At 33.9% G+C, this 22,565-nt stretch carries 22 protein-coding genes and 4 pseudogenes; 6 read left to right on the forward strand and 20 right to left on the reverse strand.

The window, feature by feature from the left end; translation table 11 throughout:
* Positions 1-135 precede the first annotated feature (135 nt).
* The 4 genes and pseudogenes from ACYFX0_RS01420 to spxA form a co-directional block, all read right to left on the reverse strand.
* Positions 136-1,491, reverse strand: coding sequence for an RNA-guided endonuclease TnpB family protein (locus ACYFX0_RS01420; protein WP_086397784.1), 1,356 nt, complete (start codon positions 1,489-1,491; stop codon positions 136-138).
* 71 nt (positions 1,492-1,562) lie between these two features.
* Positions 1,563-1,647: pseudogene (locus ACYFX0_RS01425) on the reverse strand (transposase); the annotation flags it as partial.
* A gap of 317 nt (positions 1,648-1,964) precedes the next feature.
* Positions 1,965-2,099 carry a BA3454 family stress response protein gene (locus ACYFX0_RS01430; protein ID WP_000573531.1) on the reverse strand — a complete coding sequence of 45 codons (135 nt, stop codon included), beginning with the start codon at positions 2,097-2,099 and terminating at the stop codon, positions 1,965-1,967.
* A gap of 47 nt (positions 2,100-2,146) precedes the next feature.
* Complete coding sequence (gene spxA, locus ACYFX0_RS01435) at positions 2,147-2,542, reverse strand: transcriptional regulator SpxA (protein ID WP_000236191.1); 396 nt, start codon at positions 2,540-2,542, stop codon at positions 2,147-2,149.
* A gap of 579 nt (positions 2,543-3,121) precedes the next feature.
* Between spxA and ACYFX0_RS01440 the strand changes: the two genes are divergently transcribed.
* Positions 3,122-3,466 (forward strand): winged helix-turn-helix transcriptional regulator, encoded by a 345-nt coding sequence (locus tag ACYFX0_RS01440; protein ID WP_000860831.1) that lies wholly within the window; start codon positions 3,122-3,124, stop codon positions 3,464-3,466.
* 53 nt (positions 3,467-3,519) lie between these two features.
* Here the strand turns inward: ACYFX0_RS01440 and ACYFX0_RS01445 are convergent, their stop codons facing one another.
* From ACYFX0_RS01445 to ACYFX0_RS01455, 3 genes and pseudogenes are all read right to left on the reverse strand, one after another.
* Positions 3,520-4,257: a GntR family transcriptional regulator gene (locus ACYFX0_RS01445; protein ID WP_017763438.1), complete on the reverse strand. Its 738-nt coding sequence runs from the start codon at positions 4,255-4,257 to the stop codon at positions 3,520-3,522.
* Between the two features lie 32 nt (positions 4,258-4,289).
* On the reverse strand, positions 4,290-5,351 hold the full coding sequence (locus ACYFX0_RS01450; RefSeq protein ID WP_000176638.1) for an oxidoreductase: 1,062 nt from the start codon (positions 5,349-5,351) through the stop codon (positions 4,290-4,292).
* A 154-nt stretch (positions 5,352-5,505) separates the two neighbouring features.
* A pseudogene (locus ACYFX0_RS01455) lies at positions 5,506-5,643 on the reverse strand (winged helix-turn-helix transcriptional regulator); the annotation flags it as partial.
* Positions 5,644-6,046: 403 nt separating this feature from the next.
* Between ACYFX0_RS01455 and ACYFX0_RS01460 the strand changes: the two are divergent.
* Positions 6,047-7,057 carry an aldo/keto reductase gene (locus ACYFX0_RS01460; protein ID WP_000040529.1) on the forward strand — a complete coding sequence of 337 codons (1,011 nt, stop codon included), beginning with the start codon at positions 6,047-6,049 and terminating at the stop codon, positions 7,055-7,057.
* 79 nt (positions 7,058-7,136) lie between these two features.
* Positions 7,137-7,553, forward strand: coding sequence for an SRPBCC family protein (locus tag ACYFX0_RS01465; RefSeq protein WP_000951538.1), 417 nt, complete (start codon positions 7,137-7,139; stop codon positions 7,551-7,553).
* A 160-nt stretch (positions 7,554-7,713) separates the two neighbouring features.
* On the opposite strand, the gene ACYFX0_RS01470 is transcribed toward ACYFX0_RS01465, so the two are convergent.
* The 6 genes from ACYFX0_RS01470 to ACYFX0_RS01495 form a co-directional block, all read right to left on the reverse strand.
* Positions 7,714-9,090 carry a S8 family peptidase gene (locus ACYFX0_RS01470; RefSeq protein WP_086397782.1) on the reverse strand — a complete coding sequence of 459 codons (1,377 nt, stop codon included), beginning with the start codon at positions 9,088-9,090 and terminating at the stop codon, positions 7,714-7,716.
* A gap of 367 nt (positions 9,091-9,457) precedes the next feature.
* Complete coding sequence (locus ACYFX0_RS01475; protein WP_460269719.1) at positions 9,458-10,024, reverse strand: SGNH/GDSL hydrolase family protein; 567 nt, start codon at positions 10,022-10,024, stop codon at positions 9,458-9,460.
* A gap of 15 nt (positions 10,025-10,039) precedes the next feature.
* Entirely contained in the window at positions 10,040-10,864 is an 825-nt protein-coding gene (locus ACYFX0_RS01480; protein WP_086397780.1) for an MBL fold metallo-hydrolase, read from the reverse strand.
* 28 nt (positions 10,865-10,892) lie between these two features.
* Positions 10,893-11,450: a DUF7010 family protein gene (locus ACYFX0_RS01485; RefSeq protein ID WP_001099747.1), complete on the reverse strand. Its 558-nt coding sequence runs from the start codon at positions 11,448-11,450 to the stop codon at positions 10,893-10,895.
* 28 nt (positions 11,451-11,478) lie between these two features.
* Positions 11,479-12,318 (reverse strand): phosphotransferase, encoded by an 840-nt coding sequence (locus ACYFX0_RS01490; RefSeq protein ID WP_460269721.1) that lies wholly within the window; start codon positions 12,316-12,318, stop codon positions 11,479-11,481.
* Between the two features lie 187 nt (positions 12,319-12,505).
* Positions 12,506-13,255 (reverse strand): Nif3-like dinuclear metal center hexameric protein, encoded by a 750-nt coding sequence (locus ACYFX0_RS01495; protein ID WP_199664331.1) that lies wholly within the window; start codon positions 13,253-13,255, stop codon positions 12,506-12,508.
* Between the two features lie 83 nt (positions 13,256-13,338).
* Between ACYFX0_RS01495 and ACYFX0_RS01500 the strand changes: the two genes are divergently transcribed.
* A complete protein-coding gene (locus tag ACYFX0_RS01500; RefSeq protein WP_000801655.1) occupies positions 13,339-13,548 on the forward strand; it encodes a hypothetical protein in 210 nt (69 codons plus the stop codon).
* A gap of 83 nt (positions 13,549-13,631) precedes the next feature.
* Here ACYFX0_RS01500 and ACYFX0_RS01505 read toward each other — a convergent pair.
* The 4 genes and pseudogenes from ACYFX0_RS01505 to ACYFX0_RS01520 all read right to left on the reverse strand — a co-directional run bounded on the left by ACYFX0_RS01505 (position 13,632) and on the right by ACYFX0_RS01520 (position 17,422).
* Positions 13,632-14,531: pseudogene (locus ACYFX0_RS01505) on the reverse strand (PhzF family phenazine biosynthesis isomerase).
* Between the two features lie 12 nt (positions 14,532-14,543).
* Positions 14,544-15,107 carry a GNAT family N-acetyltransferase gene (locus tag ACYFX0_RS01510; RefSeq protein ID WP_460269723.1) on the reverse strand — a complete coding sequence of 188 codons (564 nt, stop codon included), beginning with the start codon at positions 15,105-15,107 and terminating at the stop codon, positions 14,544-14,546.
* Between the two features lie 144 nt (positions 15,108-15,251).
* Positions 15,252-16,754 (reverse strand): class I adenylate-forming enzyme family protein, encoded by a 1,503-nt coding sequence (locus ACYFX0_RS01515; protein ID WP_016077429.1) that lies wholly within the window; start codon positions 16,752-16,754, stop codon positions 15,252-15,254.
* 134 nt (positions 16,755-16,888) lie between these two features.
* On the reverse strand, positions 16,889-17,422 hold the full coding sequence (locus tag ACYFX0_RS01520; RefSeq protein ID WP_002082441.1) for an NAD(P)H-dependent oxidoreductase: 534 nt from the start codon (positions 17,420-17,422) through the stop codon (positions 16,889-16,891).
* A 124-nt stretch (positions 17,423-17,546) separates the two neighbouring features.
* Here ACYFX0_RS01520 and ACYFX0_RS01525 point away from each other — a divergent pair, with 124 nt between their 5' ends.
* On the forward strand, positions 17,547-17,870 hold the full coding sequence (locus ACYFX0_RS01525) for a winged helix-turn-helix transcriptional regulator (RefSeq protein WP_001072997.1): 324 nt from the start codon (positions 17,547-17,549) through the stop codon (positions 17,868-17,870).
* A gap of 1,102 nt (positions 17,871-18,972) precedes the next feature.
* Positions 18,973-20,424 (forward strand): FAD-dependent monooxygenase, encoded by a 1,452-nt coding sequence (locus ACYFX0_RS01530; protein ID WP_000371162.1) that lies wholly within the window; start codon positions 18,973-18,975, stop codon positions 20,422-20,424.
* Between the two features lie 230 nt (positions 20,425-20,654).
* Here ACYFX0_RS01530 and ACYFX0_RS01535 read toward each other — a convergent pair.
* The 3 genes and pseudogenes from ACYFX0_RS01535 to ACYFX0_RS01545 form a co-directional block, all read right to left on the reverse strand.
* Positions 20,655-20,939: pseudogene (locus tag ACYFX0_RS01535) on the reverse strand (hypothetical protein); the annotation flags it as partial.
* Positions 20,930-21,607, reverse strand: a complete 678-nt coding sequence (locus tag ACYFX0_RS01540) for a hypothetical protein (RefSeq protein WP_003279185.1) — start codon at positions 21,605-21,607, stop codon at positions 20,930-20,932. The gene ACYFX0_RS01540 and the pseudogene ACYFX0_RS01535, both read right to left, overlap by 10 nt.
* Positions 21,608-22,144: 537 nt before the next feature.
* On the reverse strand, positions 22,145-22,420 hold the full coding sequence (locus ACYFX0_RS01545; RefSeq protein WP_000660065.1) for an ArsR/SmtB family transcription factor: 276 nt from the start codon (positions 22,418-22,420) through the stop codon (positions 22,145-22,147).
* Between the last annotated feature and the right edge of the window lie 145 nt (positions 22,421-22,565).

The raw sequence follows: 22,565 nt of genomic DNA on the forward strand, positions 1-22,565 counted from the left end.
TGATTGTTTTCCCACTTCCACCACCCTTTCGAAAAAGAGCAGTTCTCCCTTATAGAAGAAGCCACCACTCAGATGAATCCGGCGTGTGCTACAAGCCCCGACAAGTCGAGTACACATGGATGGTTGACACACCCACTAAGCTATGCGCGAAGCAACAGCCTTACGTTTTTGCACTTCTAATAGAATCGGCGTTTTTACCTTGAGATTGCCATCTAATTCTACAACTTTTGATTTTTTCAATGTATTCAGCGCACCATTAATATCAGCATGGATACATGTTCCTGCTTTACTTTGGTACAGACCACGCGTGATTCGTTTGCCACTAAAGCAATAATGAGTTTTACCATCCTTAGACCAAACTGGAACCGGATCTTTATCCAGAAAACTAGCTTTTGAAGTATAGCTTTCTTCTTGTTTTACAAATCGGATGCCTTCTTTTATACATTTATTCTCAATTGCTGCCATCAGTTTGTGAAATGGGATTTGAACAAATGTTTGATTATTCTTTTTCCCCATATCAGATTTTTGTTTCCAACCAGCGTTATACCCTACGACAATTGTATCTACGTTACATGCTCTCACTTTTTTGAACAACAGGCCTACAGTTTGTGAAATGTAACCATTTATTTGTCGTTCTCGTTTGTGCCAAAGTACAGCCATTTGATTCGTTACAATACGTTTTGAAATTCCATTGTCCATATTTTTCCGCCCTAGATTACGTATCATTTTGTTGAAGTACTGGTTAATGGATTTTAATTTTTTCCCATCAATTAAAAATGCATCACCTGTATTTGTCACACAACTTACTAATCTATCTACACCTAAATCGCAACTCAAAGCGTTACTCGTGGTCGTGGGTGGTTTCTTCACTTGAGAAACGTGCATCTCATATGTGTAATGCACCTCAAAGAACCGACCTTTTTGCTTCGGTATAATCTCAATGTAGGAGATTTTTTTATTTCTCAAGTTTTTAGGCATACGTATTTTAATGGAACCGAATTTTTTCCTGAATGCCACATTCATCGGAATGATCCAATATCCGTTCTCATCCACTTTTGGCACTTGATAGATTTCAATAATTCGTTTGTCCGTGGAACGAGAATAATTTGGAAACTTCGGACGACCTGTGAACTTCTCAGGATGTTTCTTCCACTGTTCCAACGCTTTAAAAAAGCTTTTTACTTCTGTAAATACGGCTCTACGAATCGCTTGAACAGAGTTTGATTGAACGCCCGAGTAGTTCGTATCGGCTTGCATAGCAGTGTCCACTTCTTTTACAGTAGCCATCCTGTTATTGTTCAAGTAACTTTGTTTCATCGTGTATAGCCCAACATTTCGCAACGCTTTTGAACTATGCGACATGCGCTGCAGTAAACGAAATTCTTTAGCTGTGAGGCAAGCTCGTCCGATATTCTGTTTCTGCGTGAATCGTTGCATGGTTTCTCTTTTCTTTTGTTTCCGTAATACTTTCACTGCTTTCTTTCTAGCCATTGTTTTCACCACCTTTCTCAGAGAGTTTATTACAATTATTTCTTTCCTAAAATCGTGTTTTTTCTTAGGAAAGAAATATTTTTGTAACTGTTAATTACTTTTGACAAATCAATATTTAGAACGGAACAAAATGTGAACATGGTCTTCATCGTAATTCCTTTTGGTCCAAGTATCCAAATGATTATGATTATCCTTATCTAATTTAGTTGTCCTACGATATATCCCCTCCTTACCTAGGGCAGATTATATCGTAAGACAAAAGAAACAAAAGCGTTCAGCCTATCTTCTGACGGCAATTCATCTCCACCTGAATTGTTGGGTTTCAACCGTAACCCAAATCAGATGGGTTCTTCTTGCCGGAAAGGATAAATATTACAGATAGGTTAGCCAGACGTTAAAATATAATAAGAACCACTCTTAGCATAAAGAAATAGATTCCATAACTCACTTTAGCTTTTTAAGTTAAAAATACATTAAAGACTCCATTGTTTCTTCACTTGTTCTTCTGCCAATTGTTTAATTTTTGTCCATATCGTATCTTTACTTACAATAACATTTGTTTGATAATTTCTATCGTTATAATTGACTGTAACACATACTTCTATCATTTTCTGCTTCCTCCTTTTATACCACTTCCCCTAAAAAATATTACTTATTAATTAGCCAGCTTTTGCAGTTCAATGTTTAAAAATGTTCGGACGCTACGTGGTAAAAATTTACGAATTTCTTCTTCGTTAAAACCAATTTGCAATCTTTTTTCGTCCAGCATAATCGGGCGACGCAACATTAATGGATGCTCAATTATTAATGTATAAAATTCATTTAGCGAGAGCTCATCAATATTTGTATTTAAGTCCTGAAAAGTTTTCGATCTAGTTGAAATAATTTCAGTAGCCCCCTCTTCAGTTAAACGAAGAATCGATTTAAGCTCATCAACTGTCATAGAATTTGATACGATGTTTTTTTCAATATAATCAATTTGATGCTCTTCAAGCCATGCTTTCGCTTTTCGGCATGAAGCACAGCTTGCTGTTGTATATAGAATTACCATATTTAACTCACTCCTTTAATGTTATTAAACGTACATTTTAAATATCGCTTATTGAAATGTATTAAAAAAAATTACAGTTTAGAATCAAATTCACATAATGTTAATTATTCAGCAATGTTTCATTTATCGCTATTATTCATGCTACATTTTACAGACGTTAACAACTCACTTTTAAAAATCTTACTGTAATTTTAAACTTTACAGTTCAATTAATCAACTGTTAAGTCTTGGATTAATTTTAATAACACAACAAATTATTCTCATGTAAAATTCCCCATAGCATGATGGCTCCTTCAAAGCACATTTCACGCATTTCTTGCTTACAAGTGCTATTATGGATTATATTCATCCTAATAAAAAGTACGTACTTTAAAGTGTTATAGGTACTAAAAAGTAACATATGCATTTTCAAGTGCCATTCTGCTTATTTCTCTCTTACATCGGTTATTATGACCGATATTTAGCACAATAAATAGTACGCACTTTAAAGTGTTATAGGTACTAAAAAGAAATAATTTTAGTATTGCAACGGATGTAGGCTCACAACTGTAATCTAAATTCATCAAAGGAGTTTTTTTTATGAAGACATACAATATTCCTGTAGAAGCGACTTTAGAAGTTATTGGTGGAAAGTGGAAGGTTGTTATCCTTTGTCATTTAAAAAAAGGAACAAAAAGAACGAGTGAATTAAAACGTTTAATGCCTGGTATTACGCAAAAAATGTTAACCCAACAATTACGGGAACTAGAAGAAGATGGTGTAATTCAAAGGAAAGTATATGACCAAGTACCACCAAAAGTAGAGTACTCTTTAACGGATTACGGTTCGTCTTTAGGAGCTATACTTGATTCCCTCTGTTCCTGGGGAGAAGTTCATCTTGAAAAAACCGGGAACACATCCATGCTGATTACAGCAGATGAATAATAACTGTAGAAGACATAAAAATAGGTTGAGACAATACTTGCCTCAACCGGTTTTTATGTCTCTTTATAATTTTTTGCAGTAATGACTGTTTCAAACTCAAAGGTTTCGGGTAGATGATCTGCATAAGAATATTCAAAAGTTCGTCCATCCGTTAAATAAGCTACTTGTTCAACTCGCATTAGGAAATCCTGATTTGTTAAGTTCATAAACTGCTTTTCCCTATCATCTGGGCGAATTCCTTTAACCCTGACAACAGATGTCCCTACTTCAAGACCAAGTTTATTTTGAATATGTGAGTATATCGACTCCTCTAAAACAGAAGCCTCAACACCTGGGATAACCGAAATTGGCATCCATGTATGCTCTATAATCGTCGGAATGCTGTGAATGATGCGGAGGCGAATGATTTTATAGACGAAATCACCGATTGAAACTCCCAATTTCTCAGCAACTACTTCATCAGCCCCAACAATCGCAAACTCGATAATTTGACTTTCTACCTCACTGCCGTATACAGCTTTCGTACCCGTTAAAGTTTGAATCATTCGTGCCTTTTCCTGTTGACGCCAATCTTGCACCACTGTTCCACTTCCGCGCCGGCGGATAATGTAGCCGTCTCTAACTAATAGATCCAGCGCTTTCTTAATAGTAAGGGCTGAAACACCAAATTCTTCAGCAAGGACGGGGCTACTCGGAATTTTTTCGTTGATTTTATATTCACCGTCTAAAATTTGCTGTTTAATCTTTTGATAAATGCCGAGGTATTTTACTTGTGTTGATCCGCTTGCCATTTCCATACCTCCTTTATACTGCAAACTCTCTTCTATTCATTCAAATGTAAAGCCTCAAGTTTGTAAACTGAAGGTGATGGGGAAGCAAATCCATTTTCTAAGATTTCAATATTCGTTACCGCTTCTTCGTCTTTCACAAGTTTTGGTGCACCATTTATAATTGTTTCATACGCGGCATCATAGAAACGACCGTAATCACCAAGTGGCGTTTTAATTTGTTTTTCAATCCAGTCACCATTTGCATTACGATACTTAGCAACTCCATAGTACATCGGTGAATCTTCACCAAACCCTACACTCTCAGGCATAACACCCGCTTTCAAATCATTTTCCTGCTGATCTTCACCATATTTAATAAATGATCCATTTGTTCCATGAACGATAAAGCGTGGATAATCTTTTGCTACGACATGGTTCGTTTTCAGCTTAATCTTCAACTGATTTCCGTAATGTAAACCAACATCGAAATAGTTATCAACCGCACCTTCCATTTCATTATTACGAATATCGTATGTCACCGTATCTGGACGGCCGAATAGTGAAATCATACGGTCCATCGTATGAATACCTAAACTGTAAAATGAACCTTCTTCTTTTGGAGCTTCATGAGTGATTGAACCAGGACGGAAATAATCAATATGTGATTCAATCTCAATAATATCACCAAGGAACCCTTGTTCAATTACTTGCTTCACAGCTAAAAAATCACCATCAAAACGGCGGTTTTGATAAGGCATAACTACTACACCTTTTTCTCGTCCTAAAGCTAATAATTCTTTCGCATGTTCCACTGTATCGCAAAATGGTTTTTCAACGATAACTGATTTTCCAGCTAGTATAACTTTTTTTGCTAATTCATAATGCGTATGTGCTGGCGTACAGATCGTCACGACTTGAATTTCCTTGTCATTCAACAATTCGTCCAAATCAGTAGTGAAGTAAACACCTTTTTCCTTATATGGAGCCGCTAATTTTTCATTTATTTGACGTACAAAAATCGTTTTTATTTTTATATTATTACGTGTGTTTACATAAGGTAAGTGATAGCGGTTAGCTGACTTTCCAAATCCAATAAAGCCCATTGTTAATGTCATATTTTTCAACTTCCTTGCTCATAAATTTTCGTTTCTACATTTATTATATAGTTTACTTTTTAAAAGTATATAGTTTTAGTTCTTAATTTGTATATAAAATGAAAAAGTAGGGATAGAAACCATTTCGATTTTCATCCCTACTTCTTTACTATATTTGTGTAATACCAGACATTAATTGTTTTAACTCGCACGTTCTCTTTTTGTCTTTCTTTAAATGACAAAGGATAACTACTTTCCACTTTCCACCGATAACCTCTAAAGTTGCCTCTACAGGAATATTGTATGTTTTCATATAAAAATCTCCTTTAATAATTTTATAAGACAAATAAGCTAAAATATTTAAATATTACTTTTAAGTATCTATAGCACCTTAAAGTACGTACTTTTTATTGTGTTAAACATGTTTCATAATAGCATACGTAAACAGCAGATGAGTAGTACGGCACCAAAAAGTACCTGTATTACTTTTTAGTATCTATATCACTTTAAAGTACGTACTTTTCATTATGTAAAATACATTTCATAATAGCATTTGTAAGAGTTGAGTAAGTCATGAAGTATTAGAAATTACCTGTACTTTAAAGTGAGTATTTTTATCATACATTTTGTCAGACGATGAAATGACATGTTTTCATTTTCACATCCATTCACAATGAATAAATAATTTTCAAATATATTTTAGGAGGATATCTATAATGAGTAAATTACTAAAAGAAAAAATCGGGTTTGGTACAGCACCACTAGGAAATATGTACCGTAATATCCCAGAGGAAGAAGCAATCGCTACAGTGGATGCTGCTTGGGAGAATGGCGTTCGTTACTTTGATACAGCTCCACTTTATGGATCTGGATTAGCGGAAATCCGTCTTGGTGAAGCACTGTCAAAAAGAAATCGTGATGATTACTTTTTAAGCACCAAAGTAGGTCGAACGATTTCAGATGAACTAGAAGATCCATCTGCACGTGATTTAGGTGAAAAAGGCGGACTTTTCGAATTTGGTCGCAAAAATAAAATGATCAATGACTATAGCGCAGATGCAACACTTCGTTCTATCGAGCAAAGTTTGAAACGTTTAAAAACAGATCGTCTAGACTTTGTTTTCATTCATGATTTAGCACAAGACTTTTATGGTGATGAGTGGATTTCACAATTTGAAACAGCTCGAACAGGAGCATTCCGTGCGCTAACACGTTTACGTGAAGAAGGAGTTATTAAGGGCTGGGGGCTTGGAGTAAACAAAGTAGAATCAATTGAACTTATGCTTGATTTAGAAGAAGCGAAACCAAATATATCCTTACTAGCTGGTCGCTATTCATTATTAGACCACGAACGTGCATTGCAACGAGTAATGCCTGCAGCTGTAAAGCATAATATGGATATTGTTGTTGGTGGCCCATATAGCTCAGGTATTCTTGCTGGAGGCGCTCACTTCGAATATCAAAAAGCATCGCCAGAAATTATTGCAAAGGTTGAGAAAATCAAAGCTCTTGCAGATCGTCACGACATCAGCATCAAAGCTGCTGCATTACAATTTTCACTAGCAAATCCAGCAGTTGCTGCCGTTGTTCCTGGTGCAAGTAAACCGGAACGAATTGTAGAAGACCAAAACGCCTTAAATACAGTAATTCCAGCAGCATTCTGGGAAGAAATGCGCGAACAAAAACTAGTAGCACCTAATGCACCACTACCAATCAACGTAAAATAATAATGAAACTTTAATCAGTGGGAGCATCCCCACTGATTATTTACCCGTAAATACCGGGATGAAAAGGAGCGTAATGAATATGGCACATACTACTACATCTATGGAAATTTTTTCTTCACCGGAACAAGTATGGCAATTAATCGGAGGTTTCAACTCCCTTCCAGACTGGTTACCTTATATACCTAGCAGTAAATTAACTGAAGGCGGTCGTGTACGTCATCTAGCTAATCCAGATGGCGATACAATTATAGAACGATTAGAAGTATTCAATGATAAAGAGCGCTACTACACGTATTCAATCATGAATGCACCGTTCCCAGTCACTAATTATTTATCTACAATCCAGGTTAAAGAAGGTACTGAAAGTAACACATCGTTAGTAGAGTGGTCTGGTACGTTCACTCCTGTTGAAGTTAGTGATGAAGAGGCAATTAATCTGTTTCATGGCATTTACAGTGATGGACTGAAAGCATTGCAGCAAGCATTTCTAGATTAATTCATATAATTGATTGAGACGAAAAAGTAAATTAACAGTCAAATATTCGATTTTGTGGTTAAGTTCATTATGAAAGATAAACAAATACAAATTTCATGCCTGCTTGTTATTGACAAGAAATAAAAAATACTACCTCCAAATGGAAGGTAGTATTTTTTTATTAATCAGGAAAAACAATTAATCCCTCTTCTTTTTCCTCCTGTTTTAAATCTTCTTCTGGGAAGGTTACAGTTGAATTTTTATCACCTGTTCTTTTTGTTTCTTCACCTGGAAATACGAAAGTTGAATTTTCTTTTCCTTCATTTTTTTCTACGTTATCTGGAAATACCATAGGATCATTGGTAGTCAAATCACTATGAAATCCAAGGTTAGACAAAATCGCTTTTAAATCTGGTAAAACCCCTATTTTATCAGATGATGGGTTATTAGACTTTGTGCCTGTATTAGGATTACTTAAAATTGCTCTCAATTCTTTTGGTGTATATGCCTTACCTAAATGTTCTTTAGCAATCCCTTGAATCGATACAGCAGCCCCAGCAATTATAGGCGAAGCGCTAGAAGTACCACGGAAATTAGAAGTATAACGATTAATTATGTTCTGATCTGTAACTTTTTGTCCTTTACTATTTTGATTTTGATATGTATCTAATGTATCAACATATTCTCCCCAACCATATACATCAATTCTACTACCATAGTTAGAGAAAGCTAAACGTTTATGAGGAACTCTTGCAGTAGATGCTCCAACTATAATAGATCCTGAATCTTTAAAGTCTGGACTATTTCGATTTAAAATCTGTTTACCATTACGGTCTTTAAATTCATCTAAATCAATCCCACCATTACCAGCTGCTTCTACAATAATAATGCCTTTATCTGTACCTTTGCGAATCGCGTTAAATATACTAGGATACACTTCGACTGGTAAAGGGTCATCTCCATATCCATCATATTTAAAGGATTCTTCAATTAATAAAACATCTCCAGCCTGTAAAGAATCTACGGCACTTAAAATAGCATCTCTTACATCGATTCTCCCATTATCTCGGATCACTGAAATTACTTTTGCCTTTGCTTTTGGTGCAATCCCAATGTTCCCAATTCCATTGTCAGCTGCAGAAACAACACCTAGAACTGAAGTACCGTGAGAAAGATCATTACTCATTTTTCCAGACATAAATTCAATATTTTGACCGACTAAATCTTCATGATTTAATAACCAGCCTTCTTCCAAATCTACAAAAGTTGCTCCCTGACCATTTCCTCCTTTAATTCCCCAAGCATAAGGAGCATTAATTCCTAAAGGTGCCTCTTCAAGATATCCCTGTCTCGAAAATCTAGGTTCATCATAAGGATTGACTGATAATACAGGCCCTCTCGAGCCAGTTGTTGTGTTTATACTCTTATTAGAACGAACTTGTATTTTACTAGAATCGTTATTAGCAGCATGTACTGTATTTGTTACAAATGTCGTACCTACCCCAGCAAAAGTTGTAATTGCAAGTGATGATATCAACATACCCTTAAAATTTTTCATTTTTCCACCTCTAGTTTTCTATTAGAAATAACATATTTAATAATTTGTACGAACAAAAAACTTTTTATCTCATTATAAAAATTAATAGATTTTTATAACTTTTTGATTTACATAAAAACTCCCTTCATTCTTGTAATTCAATGTGTACATTTCAAAACAACGAACTTACTGTAACTATTATAGTTACACCTTTGTTGATTTTCAACTACGAAATATAAATTTTAAAAAATAAATTTATATTACTTTAAAACAGTACTAGCCTTTTACGCACATACAAATGCAAAACGTTTGTCCAAATTACAGCAATCAATAAGTTTATGGACTGCGAAAGAAATAAGAAAAAGCAAAACACTAAGTGCTTTGCTCCTTATAAAATCCCTTTTAACTTTTCACCAATTAACTTCGCTACATACTCATAACCTTCTGGTCCAAAGTGTAATCCATCTTTTTCATCATTTTCTACAAATCTTTTATAATCCCGTTCTTGAATCATTTCAGTGAATACGTTTAGAAAATAACTTCCTGTTTCCCTCGCCACTTCCTCCACCACGTCTGCATACTGACCAAGTACTCTATTTGTTCTGTTATGCTGTCTTTCTTCATCAACTGGTGCAGGACTAATCAGTAGTACTTTATTTGATGAAATTTGGTTCACAATCTTCTCTAAGTTTTCTTTATATGCTTGTAATGACACTTGAGAAAAAGGGACTGCATCATTCGTACCAAGAAAAACTGTTACGAAATCTGGTTTATATGATATTACATCTTCTTCAATTCTATTTAACGCATCAAATGTATTATCACCTGAAATACCTGCATTCACTATTTTCCAGTTCGGAAACACCTCTTGCAAACGTGGTGTTAATCTCGGCATTCCATTAAAAAATGTTTCATCAGCTGTAATACTATCTCCAAAGCATACTAACGTTTTCATTAAGCTATTCTCCTTTTACGTATGAAACAACTTTCCTTCTATTGCTTTTATATATCTTTCAGCAGAACGTTCAACTGCCTCATTTGCATTTTCTTTTACTACTCGATGAAAAGCGTTGTATAAACGATTAAACTGTAACGGCTTCACTCGATTCACCATTTCTTCCACTTTTCTCGCTGGTAGTGGAATTAAGTTTGGATAGCTGTACATGAAGCTTACCCACCTTTCATCCGCTACAACTTGAATAATATCACCTGTTAACAAAATCCCTTTTCCATCATTACCTTCTTCCCAATGTAAGACAGATCCACCTTTAAAATGTCCCCCTAAACGATGAATGACTAATCCATCAGCTAATTGTAATGACTCTCCAGACCAGTAAATAATACGACTACTCGGGCGCATTACCCACTCTTTATCATCTTCATGTATATAAATTGGTACATCAAATGTCTCCGCCCATTCTACCTGCGTTGAATAATAATGCGGATGAGACAATGCAATTGCATCTAATCCACCAAGCTCTTTTATCTTCTCAATTGTCGTTTCATCTAAATACGTAATACAGTCCCATAGTAAACGATATGAATCTGTTTTCACTATAAATGCAGTTTGACCGATCGCAAATCCTGGTTTTGTCGTAATACTATAAAGTCCATTTTCCTCTTCGATTATTTCATTTTTATATGTATCACCTGTTTGTAAGCTTTCTAGTGTCGTCCAAGATTGTCCTTTTTGGTTAACATATTGCCTCTCTTCATCACAAATATGACAACTCACCGGTTCTTCTACACTCGCTGCATACTGCACACCACACGTTGTACAAACGAAATTTTCCATAATAATTCCCCCTATCCCTATTTCTTTATTAAGCTGACTTTTGTTGATAATGATCTGCTTTTTTATTTTCAATTAACAAACTTATAAAAGTAAGTAAATAGACAACTGTAACCGATAATGGAATTACAATAAATCCTTTTTCTGCAAAAAGAATCCCACAAACTGACGTTACAAATACAGTCCCTACTGACAATAAACCATAACTTTTACTTTCATAAATCCATACGTACGGAATAAAATGAACACCTATTAACATCGCTACTACAAAAGGTAACCATTCTGGAAATTGAAAATAGGCAAGTAATACAAGTGGAATATTCAATACATTTATCCCACCAATTAAGCCTGCCAAAACCCCTAACGGATTTCCTTTCGCAAACATATCAATTTTCAATATAGCAGCTATCATTAAGCCAAAAGGAAACACACAGCCCATACCGATTAAATATACCCACACCACTTGTTTTTCAGAAAGAACAAATCCCGTTATACTCATAACTATCCAAAATAAAACGCCGGCTAATATAATCGGTAAGCCTCTCTTCGTTTTTATTGCTAAATCCTTTTTCGCTTCTGCAACATTCATTTCACTATCTCCCCCAAAAATATTTGTGCTATAAAGCCGGCTTAATTTCACCCATCCAATAACGCCAAGCTATTAAATAATCTTCTAAATCTTTCGGGTGGTGTCTTAAACATGTGTCTATACGTAAATATAATCCTATGACTATTTCTTCATATAAATCACAGTCTTTTTTATGAAATACACACTGTTTCATCGCATAATTAATTGTTTCTTTTGTTAAATTTTCCGGAGTTGAACAAAACGCGTAAATTAAATCGTATATAGGATCTCCTAACACTGGTAAAGGATCAATTACACCGTGCAGTTTATTCTCTTTAAATATAAAGTTATGAAATCCAAGATCACCATGCAATAAAAATGGCTGATTTATTCCAGCATCCCTATTTGCTAAATTAAGAACCGTTCTATACTCTTCTTCACTTATGTAACGTCTTACATTTTCATGAGCTTCTATCACATTTGTTGTTAAAAATTCACTCCAAGATTGAAGCAGATTTTCTTTCCATCCCCAGCCATCAACCTCTGTAGCCACTTCATACTTATTGATAACTTCCTTTACAAGTTTACAAAGAACACTCCGTTTATGGCCTAGTTTGCAAGACGTTGTGCCCTCAAGGAATGAGTAAACAATATAGCGATTTAAAGGTTCCTTATATAAAAGCTTTGGAAATAATTCATCCTTTTTATAAAACTGAAAAAAATAAGCTGCTTCACGTATGACATCCGATTCATTCAACTTTACAACGTATTGTTCATCCAACAAATATACAGTACTTGTCGTTCCCCCGTTTAATGCTTTTACGCTATTTGGATAATGTGAAATAACTTTTTCCTTAATTAGTTGTGCAGTGATTATTGAAATTTCCATTCTCTCACCCTTTAATTCGGAAGATTCCCTTAATTTAAAAGACAACTTTACTATTATTTGACAAACGTGAGGGGAATCCTGCCAACCATCCTAATATAGCAAACAACAATTTTATTTTATTACAATGGCTTTCTTCAATATTCCATCATATAGTTCATTCCATTTATGGTAATGTGATGTGATTTCATCACTCTAAATGCTCTTCATATACTCTAATAATTTCTATTGCCGGGTCTCTGTCTTGTAATTTATGAGCCAAACTTTCTACACCAAACACTTCTGTAAAAGTATGACTGCCTACAATTAAATTAATCCCTTTAAATTTCGCATGTTGCACTGTATATAATGTTTTTTCACCTGTTATGTACGTGTCACATCCTTTTTCTAATGCACGTTCAATTAAATTTGTATTGTTTCCTGCACCGGTTAAAATCGCAATCCATTTTACTGGTTTATCATGATTTCTCCAGCTCTTCACTTTCTCTTCCATTTTTTCTTCCAGTTTTCCAACTAAGTTTGAAAAAGGAATCGCTTCTTTATATTCTCCTATTCCCGGTAGTTCTTCTTCCTCATACGTGGAATATTCTAGTATTGTATCTATCCCAATTCCGTTAAATAACGACGTACACGTGCCAAACTTTACAAAATCTAACGGCAAATGAATCCAAAAATGATTCATTTCATATTGCTTCAATTTCTCAATACAAGCCTTTTCCATACCAAATAAAAAACTCCACGGCGCATGATGTGTAACTATCATATCGACTCCATTTTTATACGCTTCTTCAATCGTCTCTAATGTCAGATTTGTTGTGTAACCGATTTTGTGAAATTCATCTTTACTTATATGAGTAAAACCATATTCATCATCGCCATATTTGTGAAGATGCTCTTCAAATAATGATGTTATCTGTTCGTTAAACTGCGTTATATTCATTTTATTTCTCCTTTCATTTACTTTTATATTTCAAAAATAAGGAAATACTAAATAACAACGTTACATACATATAGGAGGACACCATGAAACCTGAATTTTTAAAAGCTGTACATGATGCTATCGGAAATGTCGAACACATTCATATAGAAGAAAGCGGTGCTGACAGCTTACTTATCCATCATGATGATGCACAGCAGTTACAACAAGTTGCTGTGGCGTTAGAAAATAATAATTTCCGCTCCGCTTTAAGAACAACCGGAAATGCTTCGTACATTGAAGTATTGAACAGATAATGAAAGTCCGGATGTATTCCGGGCTTTCTTTTTTATCTTGCTATTCACCGGGCAGTAAAACCCCCACTGATTAAAGTTTCACTTTATATTGAAACTTCAAACTCTTTCACATACACCGCTGTTCCAGCAATATCTATTTGTAACTTCTCGTTTTCTATCTCTTTCGTTACATAAACAGTTACACGACCATCTTTATTTATTTCCTGTCCTTACTCAACGATTAAATCCAATTCATGTTCAAAATCTTTCTCTAAATACTCCGCATAATACGCTCCCATTACACCTGAAGCTGTTCCTGTCACTGGATCTTCAATCGTCCCAGCGTAAGCTGATGAAAAATGACGGCCGTGCATTTGTGCTAGTTCATCATAAGTTTCTAGACAAATTGGGTGAATAGAAGCATTAGGTATTTCTTTTAATACTGATGGAAATGCAGCATTATTAGGTTTCATTCTCTCGCATGCATTAAGATTTTTAATCGGTACAATTACAGTCCAATTACCAGTACTTCCATATACAATCGGTAAACTTACATCTAAATCATTTATTTCTAAACCAATACTATGAGCTAATTTTTCTTTTGAACCTGTAAATTCTTTAAACTGAGGTGCTGCCTGTCTCATTTTAATAAAGGTTTCTCCATTTTTATTTACACCTATTTGTATCGGTAAAATCCGAGCCTTCGTTTCAATCGTAAGGTTACTTTTCTCTTCTAATAAACCTTTTTCGCGCAAGGCATATATCGTCCCTACTGTCCCATGACCACATAAATCCATTTCAAAACCAGGTGTAAAATAACGCATTCTTATATCTCCTACTTCTGAAGAAAGAACAAAAGTTGTTTCGTTATATCCAACTTTTTCAGCAATAATTTGCATTTTCTCTTCCGTTAATCCATCTGCTTCTAATACAATACCTGCTGGATTTCCCTTATTTGGTTTATTCGTAAATGCGTCGTAATGAAATACGTTTATAGTCTTCATTTTCTTTTCTCCTTATTTGTTCATTTCTTTATTTTTATAATAAATAAGAAAATCCATCCACTTACCATTCTCTAAAGAAAACGCCTCTCTCTCGCATTCAAAAGAAAAACCTGATTGTTCCGCAAGACGAACGGATGGCTCATTATCAACATGTATATGTAATTCAATTCTATGAAAATGAAGACTATTATAAAATAACGATAACGCAGCTTTCACGCTTTCTATGCCATATCCATTTTTCCAGTATTGATTATGTATGGAATACCCCATCATCGCCCATTGGTAATCCATTCGTAAAATTTTTATCAGCTCTAGCTTTCCAATATTAGCTCCGTCTTCTTTACGAAAAATGCCTAATACATACATCTCATCTCTATGTGCTACTTCATCAAAACCTCTTATCCATTCCGTGAACCATGCTTTTGTTGATGATACCAGAACTTGATAGCCATCGTCATATTTATACTGCGATGGCAGTCTCTTATTAAATCCATCTAACCAACTTTCGTAATCATCTTTTTGAAATGGACGGATAATGAGTCTATCCGTCTCTACTTCTAATAACGATAGCTTCATTTAATTTCATCCCTCGAATTATTAATTGAATATTCTTTATTATCTTACACAAAATACAAAATCTAGTAAATTATTATGTTTTTGATACATAAAAACCCAGTCATGCTTTATACATAACTGGGTTCTCCATCGTTTCATAATTTTCTATTTCATAAGAACTACATCTCGTAATTCCCTCTTCAACACTTTTCCTAAAGCATTTTTCGGTAATTCTTCTATGAATACCACTTCTGGTATTTTGTAACTGGCTAATTTCTCCTTACAATACTGAGTAATACTTTCTTCTGTTAATGTTGTTTCGCCATCCTTCACAATGTAAGCTCTTGGAACTTCTCCCCAAAAGTCATCTGGAACTCCAACTACTGCAACTTCTAAAACACCATGTAGTTCATGAATAACATCTTCTACTTGATCTGGATATACATTGTCACCACCGCGTATGATAACATCTTTATATCTTCCCATAATATGTAGGAATCCGTCGTCATCTATCATGCCAGCATCACCCATGTTAAACCAATTATCTTTCACTACCTTCTTTGTCGCCTTTTCATTATTCCAATATCCTTTAAACATGTATGGACTTCTTACATGAATCTCTCCGACTTCATTTGTTGTTAGTTCATCACCTGTTTCTGGATGAACAATTTTCACCTCTACATGTTTCAGTGTTTTTCCTACAGAAGACATCTTTTCTTTTCCCATCATTGGATGCCATGAGGTTACAACCCAACCTTCTGTACTGCCATAGCCTTGCACCATATATATTCCTTTTTCCATATATTTTTGAATGAGTGTTTCTGGCACTTTTGTACCACCGCTTTGTGCTACTTTAAAGGTTGAAATGTTACGTTCTTTTTTATTTAGCTCATCAAGCATGTAACTATAAACAGCTGGGAACGCAAGCATCGTAGTAATTTTCTCTTCTTCAATCTTATCCCAAATAATAGCAGGATTCGAATCAGCTAAGAAAATCATCGTAACGCCATGATAAATACAATTTAAAATAGAAAGCACGCCACTCATATGGAACAATGGATGCACGGATAAAAAACGTTCACCTGCTGGGATTTCTCTTTGGCCCGCAATTTCAGCAAAATAATGATGCAAGTTTTTATGTCCAATTACACATGCTTTCGCCTGTCCAGTCGTTCCTGAAGTAAATAAGTAAATGGCATCGTCTTCTTCATGAACTTCTACGTTCGTTTCTGACGTTGGCTGTTTTTGCAACTCTAATTCAAATGAACCAAAGCCTTCTTTTGTCGTTTGAATTACATAAGGGATTTCTTTAACAGCATCAATCTTTAATAATACTTCACTAAATTCTTCATCAATAACTAATACTTTTAATTTCGCTTCTTTTACAATCGTTTCTAATTCATAAGCAGTAAGCTGATGATTTAGCGGAATACATACCGCTCCAATTTTTAAACTTGCCATCATAACGCTTGGAAACGGGTGATTATTTTTGCATAGTATTCCTATACGGTCTCCTCTTTGCACACCATTATGTAACAAATAATGTGCAAGCTGATTTACTCGTTCATTATACTGCTGAAACGAATACCTTTTCTCTCCGCCTACAAGCGCTTCCAAATTTGGTGATTGCATTGCTCTTTTTTGTAATAATTTTTGCATCGTTCTCAAGTAAAACTCCCCTTTATATATGTTAGGTTTTTTATTTTACCAGATTAACTATTAATTTACTAAAGATTACACTTAGTGAATATAAGAAGAATATAAAATAGCCATTTACTTCACAAGTAAATGGCTATTTTTCATTATATATTAGAATACTTCTTGTTCATCACATATTGCACATATTCAGGTGCACTTTTATCAATCTCTTCATCACTTAGTTTATATTCTGCACCATATAAATAAAAGGAAGGTATAAATTCCATACCTGTATATAAGCATGTAGCTTGGAATGGTTTCGTCAACTCATCCATTGTAATCCCACTATTTTCATAGTCTTTTTCTAATCCACCTATAGAAATAGCTACACCAAATTCTTTTCCCTTCACTTTATCTCCTTGTGATCCGTATGCAAACCCATATGTTAATACATCATCGAACCATTTTTTCAATAAAGGTGGTGAGCTGTACCAGTAGAGAGGAAATTGAAATATATATCGGTCATGTTCTACTAACAGCTTTTGTTCCTCTTCCACATTAAACTCCCAATTCGGTGCCACTTTATACAATTCATGCACCGTAATTTCATCCGAATATTTCTCAAGTTCTTCAATCCATCTTTTATTAATTTTTGATTTTTCAATATCAGGATGTGCTACAATTACAAGTGTTTTCATCATTTTTCATCCCCTTTATAAATTATTCAACCCTTTACGTATTAGTATGAATGAGTCACATATAATTGAAAAGTACGTACTTTAAAGTGCTATAGGAACCTTAAAGTACCTGTGGAGGTGTTATATGAATCAAAATGAAGACTGCCCAATTGCAACGACACTCGATGTAATCGGCGGAAAATGGAAAGTTCATATTTTATGTGTGTTGATGGATGGAAAAATGCGAACAAACGAAATCCGACGAGAAATCCCAAACATTACGCAAAAAGTTCTAACTCAACAACTTCGCCAACTTGAAGCTGATAGGATTATCCATCGTACTGTATATCAAGAAGTACCACCAAAGGTTGAGTACACAATAAGCGAATACGGGAAATCTTTAATGCAAATTATGGATGAACTATGTGAATGGGGAAAAGATCATCAAATGAAAAGATTACATGACTAAAAGAACATTACCGTCTTTATTAAATCTTCTACATTCATATTAGTAGTTCAATATTTCTACTGAAATTTTATATTAGAGGTACTCCAACAACTCGTAATTTAGAAGCCCAAATCTTTCAAAAGTAAAAAACAATAACATTCATCTACAAATACTCTTTATAACAAAAGTATCCTATACTTTTTACCTTATATTTTATTCGGACACTTTTTATTCATTGAACCGCATCCTAGTTGTTAGACATATAGTCAACAATTTGAGATGTGGTTTTATTATTCGGATAACAGCTCTCATCAACTTTAATAATCATGACTGCAGACAAAATACTTTGCAAAGAGTTCCTGTACAAGGTGATTTTTCACATAGACTTACCAAATAGAATTTTTATAAAAAACTTCTCACATTTAAATTGGACAAGCATATTTTATTGTATGGGGACTCCCTACTCATAGAAAACTACCTTTCTATTCTAAGAGCACGCATATTTGTGTGCTCTTAAACTATTTACAATAAAATAAAGAGTTTATTAATTTGCTTAATTCACTATTGGAAAAGTACCCATAATAATATCTTTATATTTATCTATTGTTTTTTGATTTTTATAAAACTATATTATTTTGGAGTTGGTTAATACGTTACAAAAAACTGACCGTGTAATCATTATGGTCCCTCCATTTTCACAAGTGTTTGTTACATTTTACTCCTCATCAGGAGAACTCCTTTCATCACAAGTCTTATCTAATACCTCTCCACATCCTGTATCAATGTATGCACTTAATGAAATTGAAAGCGAATTATTTGAAGTCGAGTTACAACCACTACTACTTCATTAAAACTACGAATAGCAGAAAGACCTTTACAACTCCCATATGGAACTACAGTAGTAGCATTTTTAGCAAAAATAGTACAAGCAGAAGAAGCTGCAGACACGCTATATAGCTTTAACTACACACTTACTAAGTAAACTTCTCCTAGGAACTTCATTTTAGTTTCCTCGGAAACCAAAATGAAGTATAATTATATATGTACAATAGATAACATTTATAAATCTATTTACAATTTTTCACATTAGCTCTTAAACAATTAAATAAATGGAGGGCATGATATGGACAATTATTATGATGTAGCGGTAGTTGGTGGTGGTCCAGTTGGACTTATGGCAGCATGTGAATTAGCTATCCAAGACGTAAAAGTTGTTGTTTTAGAGAGAAGATTAGACCGGGTACGAAATTCTAGAGCACTCACACTACACCCCCGCTCCTTAGAATTGATGGCTATGAGAGGTATTGCAGATCGATTTTTAGCTAGAGGAAAGAAATTAAATACAAGTCATTTTGCTGCCTTAGATACAAGATTAAACTTTAAAAATTTAAATACTGATTTTCCGTATACACTTTTTATTCCCCAATCTATTACAGAAGGAATATTAGAAGAACGTGCATTAGAATTAGGTGTAGTCATTAAACGCGGGCATACTGTGAAAGACTTAAAACAATATGAAACATTTGTAAAACTAGAAATAGAACAAAGAGAAACAATATATAAAATAGAAGTTCCATATGTAATAGGAGCTGATGGAGCAAGAAGTATAGTTCGTGAGTTATCAAATATACCGTTTAATGGAACAAACACAACAACTACTGCTATATTAGGTGATGTTATTTTAGAAGATATACCAGATACTCCATTTTTATCTACTTCTAATATAAATGGGATATTAATGATGGTACCTATTACAACTGATGTATTTCGTTTTGCAATTGTTGATCCTAAGAATCAGACAATACCTGTTCATGTTGCTGTTACAGAAAAAGAGTTTATAGATAGTATTTATAGTATTACAGGTGAACATCTTCAAATTAAGAGCACAATATGGCTTTCTCGTTTTGGCAATGCAACCAAACTAGCAAATACTTATCAACATAAGCGTGTATTCTTAGCAGGGGATGCAGCACATATTCATTTCCCTGCTGGAGGACAAGGTTTGAATGTAGGTCTACAAGATGCTTTTAATATAGGCTGGAAATTAGGACTCGCAATAAAACAAAAAAAATATGAAAGCCTATTAGAAAGTTATCATATTGAAAGACATGCTGTGGGAAAACAATTTTTCAAGGAAGTACAAGCGCAAGAACAATTAATGATAAACTTTTCAAACGCAGGAATGGAATTGAGGGATTTATTTTCGTACCTACTTACATACCCCGAGATAAATCAAGATTTATCTGAAAGAGTAAGTGGCTTAGGGATAATGTATTCGTCGATGCACGATACAGAAAGGCATCCATTGATAGGAAAAAGATGTACAAACCTCACTATTTCTTCTCTAAATAAGAAAAGTTATAAACTCTTTGAATTAATGCAGGATGGTAAATTTATTTTATTAATACACCCTACTTATATAGATAAGATAAATAAAATAAATATTGATTCACACATAAAGGTGATAATAGGAGAAATACAAGATTCCAAGTTAAAAAATATAGATACCGTTTTGATTCGACCGGATGGTCACATAGCCACCATTGAGTATACCAAGATAGATAACTGCGAATAGTCCGGAAAAATAATCATCCATTGTATTAGTGATACAAAATAAGTTCACTTTTATAAAACGAAAAGAATCCTATTTATTTAGGACTCTTTTCGTTTTGCCCATCTCACTATTTATAAAAACATATCTACAAGGGAAGAAACACTATATTTACAGTTAACTATAAAATCCCGTTCCAAAGGACTACCCAAAACTCCTCACCTATATACTCCCATGATCAAAAATATTTGTCTCTATTTCATATAAAGTATGAAAAGCATCCATAAAGATAAAGCACCAAGGATAGCAAGCACTATACGAGTAGATAGTACTCTTACTTCAAAATCGGTTTTCTTGGATGGTTCAGGATATGCAATTACATAAATCCCTTTTAATAGTGCGAGCCATGCAATAAGTGTAATGAGTCCCTGCCAATTAAGTGTCCAAACATTATGTAAGATAACAGTACCTAACCCGAGGAAAATTGATAGAAAGCCATACATAATTCCAAATCCTCTGTCTTCTACCACTAATTTTTCTTCTCTAATTTTAATTTATTAACAATGTAAGATACCAATGTATTCAATGGAGTAATAATAGTCTTAGATGTTTTATACTCAACTTGCTTAGATGCATCAACCATAGATAATTGAGCAACAGAGATAAATTTCTTTTCATCTTTAATGATTTGATTTAAGAACTTTGTAACTTCTTGGTTGTATTCTTTTTTTAGTCCTTTCATTATCAATTCAAAAACACTATTTATGACAACAACCTCTAAATCTAAAGATTTTTGAAGGCTATTAGCATGATGTTTAAGACGTTCTACTGTGCCTTCAACAGTTGCAGGATTTGTAAAAACAATTGTCTGAGGTTGCTGTATATTGCATATGTAATCAAAGAAAGGTACATCAATTTTAATAATTGGCACTGATATTGAGTCTTGGTCTTCATGTAAAATTGCAATATAATTTGTACAAGTAATAAGGATAGCATCAACATTACATTGAGCAATCCATTCTATTTGCTCTTTAACTTTAAATTGAGCATCTGATTCTTGAAATTTTTCATTGGATGTAACCTGATACATTAATGCCGGGTCAACAAAATGGATTAATTCAATGTTAAATGAGGTAAGTGCCTTTTCTATATATTCTATATTTGAATAATGGGCATGTAAGCATCCTAACCTTTTTCTCAAATCCATTCCACCTTTATTATATTTTCGCTTATTCTATCAGTATGCGAATCCACGTGTCTACTGAAATTGAGACCTTTCCTTACATTCTATAAAATGCACCTTTAACTGAACAATTTATTTTCACTAAATAGTTCCTTAATTGATTTTTTTAATAAATAAGGTAACAAGTAATTTTGCAAAATCTAGGATGCAGAGGATTTAAGTTATATTTTTTTGCATATTGAGCATGTTGATCTTTCCACTTAGGAATTAAGCCTGTGTGGACTTACTTTGACTCCAGACCTATTGCTAGTTTGTCAAACGTTTAAGGTAATCAAAATTTATAAAGATAGCGTATAAATTGAAACCAAAACATTCTTCCTTTTATTACAGATATTAAAAAATATGGTATAAAAATTCCATTTTATACCATATTTTCAAACAACTATTTTATTTATTAAGGAACTTTACTTCAGATCTTCACTTGTGTAAAAACCTTAAAAATTCTCTCCATAGAATTGCTTTCCTATCCTCTTCTTAATTTTGACGTCTAGAAGTCAGCATTTAAACTAAACATGCTAATATTGATTTTGTGCGATTGTCAGTTACCTCATAATAAATTTCTAATCCTTTCCGAGTACCTGTAACCATTTTAGCAGCTTTTAGTTTAGATAAATGTTGACTAATTGTACTTTGAGGCATTTCCAAATCCCCATACATTGTTGTTACATTAGTAGGACCTTTTGCAAGCATTATTTTTACTAAAGATAGACGAACTGGATGCGCCAATACCTTTAACACCTCAGCGATTTCTTGAAACATTTCTTTTTTTTCTTTCATCTTATTTCTCCCCTTTTATATACATATTTATGTTATCCATATATATAATTCGAAGGTATATGCGTTTTTGTGTCCGTCATTTTAAAAAAATATAAAAAAACTTTAATCCGAAACTAAAAGATTAGCTTAACATAATGTCTCACTA

The organism is Bacillus sp. NEAU-Y102 (assembly GCF_054788175.1).

Excerpts from the sequence above, each read along its gene's own strand:
- ACYFX0_RS01530 (WP_000371162.1), top strand. The coding sequence starts at position 18,973 with ATGGACAATTATTATGATGTAGCGGTAGTTGGTGGTGGTCCAGTTGGA.
- ACYFX0_RS01495 (WP_199664331.1), bottom strand. The coding sequence starts at position 13,255 with ATGAATATAACGCAGTTTAACGAACAGATAACATCATTATTTGAAGAG.
- ACYFX0_RS01520 (WP_002082441.1), bottom strand. The coding sequence starts at position 17,422 with ATGAAAACACTTGTAATTGTAGCACATCCTGATATTGAAAAATCAAAA.
- ACYFX0_RS01500 (WP_000801655.1), top strand. The coding sequence starts at position 13,339 with ATGAAACCTGAATTTTTAAAAGCTGTACATGATGCTATCGGAAATGTC.
- ACYFX0_RS01510 (WP_460269723.1), bottom strand. The coding sequence starts at position 15,107 with ATGAAGCTATCGTTATTAGAAGTAGAGACGGATAGACTCATTATCCGT.
- ACYFX0_RS01485 (WP_001099747.1), bottom strand. The coding sequence starts at position 11,450 with ATGAATGTTGCAGAAGCGAAAAAGGATTTAGCAATAAAAACGAAGAGA.
- ACYFX0_RS01490 (WP_460269721.1), bottom strand. The coding sequence starts at position 12,318 with ATGGAAATTTCAATAATCACTGCACAACTAATTAAGGAAAAAGTTATT.
- spxA (WP_000236191.1), bottom strand. The coding sequence starts at position 2,542 with ATGGTAATTCTATATACAACAGCAAGCTGTGCTTCATGCCGAAAAGCG.
- ACYFX0_RS01545 (WP_000660065.1), bottom strand. The coding sequence starts at position 22,420 with ATGAAAGAAAAAAAAGAAATGTTTCAAGAAATCGCTGAGGTGTTAAAG.
- ACYFX0_RS01420 (WP_086397784.1), bottom strand. The coding sequence starts at position 1,491 with ATGGCTAGAAAGAAAGCAGTGAAAGTATTACGGAAACAAAAGAAAAGA.
- ACYFX0_RS01480 (WP_086397780.1), bottom strand. The coding sequence starts at position 10,864 with ATGGAAAATTTCGTTTGTACAACGTGTGGTGTGCAGTATGCAGCGAGT.
- ACYFX0_RS01450 (WP_000176638.1), bottom strand. The coding sequence starts at position 5,351 with ATGACATTAACAATGGGCTTTATTGGATTTGGAAAGTCAGCTAACCGC.
- ACYFX0_RS01445 (WP_017763438.1), bottom strand. The coding sequence starts at position 4,257 with ATGGCAAGCGGATCAACACAAGTAAAATACCTCGGCATTTATCAAAAG.
- ACYFX0_RS01465 (WP_000951538.1), top strand. The coding sequence starts at position 7,137 with ATGGCACATACTACTACATCTATGGAAATTTTTTCTTCACCGGAACAA.
- ACYFX0_RS01540 (WP_003279185.1), bottom strand. The coding sequence starts at position 21,607 with ATGGATTTGAGAAAAAGGTTAGGATGCTTACATGCCCATTATTCAAAT.
- ACYFX0_RS01525 (WP_001072997.1), top strand. The coding sequence starts at position 17,547 with ATGAATCAAAATGAAGACTGCCCAATTGCAACGACACTCGATGTAATC.
- ACYFX0_RS01470 (WP_086397782.1), bottom strand. The coding sequence starts at position 9,090 with ATGAAAAATTTTAAGGGTATGTTGATATCATCACTTGCAATTACAACT.
- ACYFX0_RS01460 (WP_000040529.1), top strand. The coding sequence starts at position 6,047 with ATGAGTAAATTACTAAAAGAAAAAATCGGGTTTGGTACAGCACCACTA.
- ACYFX0_RS01475 (WP_460269719.1), bottom strand. The coding sequence starts at position 10,024 with ATGAAAACGTTAGTATGCTTTGGAGATAGTATTACAGCTGATGAAACA.
- ACYFX0_RS01430 (WP_000573531.1), bottom strand. The coding sequence starts at position 2,099 with ATGATAGAAGTATGTGTTACAGTCAATTATAACGATAGAAATTATCAA.
- ACYFX0_RS01440 (WP_000860831.1), top strand. The coding sequence starts at position 3,122 with ATGAAGACATACAATATTCCTGTAGAAGCGACTTTAGAAGTTATTGGT.